Raw genomic sequence first — 2632 nt, 5'->3', positions numbered from 1 at the left:
CGCCTCAAACGCCGGCGGGGCTGTGGATAGCCCCGCCGGCGTTTGAGGCGCTGCGGCGTCAGGCCGTCAGGGCCGGGCGGTCGCGGCGGCGGGCCGGGATGCGGTGGGCGGGGTCGCGGACCTCGCCGACCAGCATTTCCAGGACGTCCTCCAGGGCCACCAGGCCCAGGACCCGGCCGGCCGGGTCGGCGACCTGGGCCAGGTGGGTGGCGTCGCGGCGCATGACGGTCAGGGCGTCGTCCAGCGGGAGCGTCGAGCACAGGGTGGTCATCCGGCGCCAGACCCGCTGCGGCACGGCCCGCTCGCGGTCCTCCAGGTCCAGGACGTCCTTGACGTGGAGGTAGCCCATGAAGGCACCGCTGTCGGAGCGGACCGGGAAGCGCGAGTAGCCGGTGCGCACGGTCAGCTGCTCGATCTGGCGCGGGGTGACCGCCGGGCCGACGGTGACCAGCCGGCCCGGGGCCAGCAGGACGTCGGTGACCGGACGGCTGCCCAGCTCCAGGGCGTCCTCCAGGCGCTCCTGCTCGACCGGTTCGAGGAGCCCGGCCTGCCGGGAGTCCTTGACCAGCCGGCCGAGCTGCGCACTGGTGTAGACGGCCTCCACCTCGTCCTTGGGCTCCACCTTGAAAAGCCGCAGGACCAGCGCGGCGCAGGATCCCAGGGCGGTGGTGACCGGCCCGCAGACGCGGGCGAAGGCCACCAGGCCGGGGCTGAACCACAGGGCGGTCTTCTCGGGGGCGGCCATGGCGAGGTTCTTCGGGACCATCTCGCCGATGACCAGGTGGAGGAAGACCACCGCCGCGAGCGCGAAGGCGTAGCCGAGGGGGTGGACCAGCCCCTCGGGCACGTGGACCGCCTCGAAGACGGGCTCCAGCAGCCGGGCGACGGTGGGCTCGGCGACGGCGCCGAGGGTGAGCGAGCACAGGGTGATGCCGAACTGCGCGGCGGCCATCATCCGGGGCAGGTTCTCCAGGCCGTACAGCACCTGGCGGGCCCGCTTGGAGGCGGCCGCCAGCGGCTCGATCTGGCTGCGGCGTACGGAGACGAGCGCGAACTCGGCCCCGACGAAGAAACCATTGGCCAGGACCAGGAGCAGGGCGAAGAGGAGTTGGAGGGCGTTCATCGGGCGGCGCCTTCCAGCTGCTGCTCGCTGCGCTGCCGCCCGGCGGTGCGGGCGGGCTGCGGGACGGCTTCGGCGGCGGTCTGCGCCGCGGCCGTCAGGCGGACCAGCCGGACCCGTTCGGCGCGGTTGCGGCGGACCTGGCGGACGGAGAGCTTCCAGCCGGGCAGCTCGGCCCGGTCCCCGGGGGCGGGGATCCGGCCCAGGAGGTCGGCGACGAGGCCGGCGACGGTCTCGTACGGGCCTTCGGGCACCTCCAGGCCTATGCGGCGCAGGGTGTGCACGCGGCAGCTGCCGTCGGCCTCCCAGGAGGGCCGGCCGTCCTCGCCGGGGACGGCGGCCAGCTCGGGGCTGTCGGCCTCGGCGAGGTCGTGCTCGTCGCGGACCTCGCCGACGAGTTCCTCCACGATGTCCTCCAGGGTGACCACACCGGCCGTGCCGCCGTACTCGTCGATTCGGCTGTTCGCTGCGCAGCCGCTCCAGCAGCGGCTGCACCGGCAGGGAGCCCGGCACCAGCAGCGGGGCCACGCAGATCCGGCCGACGGTCGTACGGGCGCGCTCGGACTCGCGTACGGCGAGGGCGTCCTTGAGGTGGACGACCCCGGTGATCTCGTCGATGCGCTCGCGGTAGACCGGGAAGCGGGACAGGCCGGTGGCGCGGGTCAGGTTCAGTACGTCGGCCGCGGTGGCCGAGTCCTGGAGGGCGCTGACCTTCACCCGGGGGGTCATGACGTGCTGGGCGGTGAGCTCGCCCAGCGAGAGGGTCCGTACGAAGAGGTCGGCGGTGTCCTGTTCGAGGGCGCCGGCCTGGGCCGAATGGCGGACCAGGGAGACCAGTTCGCCGGGGGTGCGGGCGGAGGCCATCTCCTCGGCGGGTTCCACGCCGAGCGCCCGCACGAGGCGGTTCGCGACGGCGTTGAGGGCGGCGATGACGGGCCGGAAGGCCCGGGAGAAGGCCTGCTGCGGGCCGGCGACGAACCGGGCCACCTGGAGCGGTTTGGAGACCGCCCAGTTCTTCGGGACGAGCTCGCCGACGACCATCTGGACGGCGGAGGCGAGCAGCATGCCGATGAGGACGGCGGCTCCGGGGACGGCCCCTTCGGGCAGGCCGGTCGCCGCGAGCGGCCCGGACAGCAGCGCTGCGAGGGCCGGTTCGGCGAGCATGCCGACGACGAGGGAGGTGATGGTGATGCCGAGCTGGGTGCCGGAGAGCTGGAAGGACAGCTCCCGCAGGGCTTCGACCACCGTGCGGGCACGGCGGTCACCGTCGGCTGCGGCCCGTTCGGCCTCGGGCTTCTCCACCGTGACGAGGCCGAACTCGGCCGCCACGAAGAAACCATTGGCGAGGATCAGGGCGAATGCCGCCACGAGCAGCAGTAGCGGGATGGTCATGCCGCCGCCTCCACGGGGAGGGCGGCGCGGGTACTACCGGACGATCCGTCCATTGCTGGAGGGAGTCACTCCTCTGGTCGCAGGTGCCCACGGGCCACGGGATCCCGGGGCGGGTGGGTG

At 73.7% G+C, this 2632-nt stretch carries 1 protein-coding gene and 1 pseudogene; both read right to left on the bottom strand.

The genetic code is table 11. From position 1 onward, the window contains the following. Positions 1-58 precede the first annotated feature (58 nt). On the bottom strand, positions 59-1123 hold the full coding sequence (locus tag VR44_RS32555) for a hemolysin family protein (RefSeq protein WP_045951233.1): 1065 nt from the start codon (positions 1121-1123) through the stop codon (positions 59-61). After that, positions 1120-2512, bottom strand: a pseudogene (locus tag VR44_RS32550) (hemolysin family protein). Before VR44_RS32550 ends, VR44_RS32555 begins: the two are co-directional and overlap by 4 nt. Positions 2513-2632 lie beyond the last annotated feature (120 nt).

Source organism: Streptomyces katrae, from assembly GCF_000966975.1.
In the GTDB taxonomy this organism is placed as follows: domain Bacteria; phylum Actinomycetota; class Actinomycetes; order Streptomycetales; family Streptomycetaceae; genus Streptomyces; species Streptomyces katrae.
The sequence above is the reverse complement of the archived record's forward strand: the minus strand, read 5'-3'. Positions and strand labels throughout refer to the sequence as shown.